The following is a 335-nucleotide window of genomic DNA, read 5'->3' as shown; positions in this document are numbered from 1 at the left end:
TGGTCACCGACCCGCCGCGCGCCGGGCTCGGGAAGGCCGCGGTGCGCGACCTCGCCGCCCGCGCCCCGCAGCGGATCGTGCACATCGCCTGCGACCCGGCCGCGCTGGCCCGCGACCTGTCCCTGTTCGCCGCCGCCGGGTACCGCACCACCGCGCTGCGGGCGTTCGACGCGTTCCCGATGACCCACCACATGGAGGCGGCCGCCCTGCTGGAGCGGATCCCGCGGTGACCACCGTCGTCCAGCTCTCGGACCTGCACCTCGGCCGCCCGGACACCGACGGCCGGGCCGCCCGCGCCGTCGCGGGGGCCCGGGCGCTGGACCCGGCGCCGGACG

At 79.7% G+C, this 335-nt stretch carries 1 pseudogene; it reads left to right on the top strand.

Annotated elements, in window-relative coordinates:
- Nucleotides 1–230 (top strand): annotated as a pseudogene (locus tag GTW08_RS00685) (class I SAM-dependent RNA methyltransferase); the annotation flags it as partial.
- Nucleotides 231–335: the final 105 nt, after the last annotated feature.

The organism is Pseudonocardia sp. SID8383 (assembly GCF_009864975.1).
GTDB classification, from domain to species: Bacteria; Actinomycetota; Actinomycetes; order Mycobacteriales; family Pseudonocardiaceae; genus Pseudonocardia; species Pseudonocardia alni.
The sequence above is the reverse complement of the archived record's forward strand: the minus strand, read 5'-3'. Positions and strand labels throughout refer to the sequence as shown.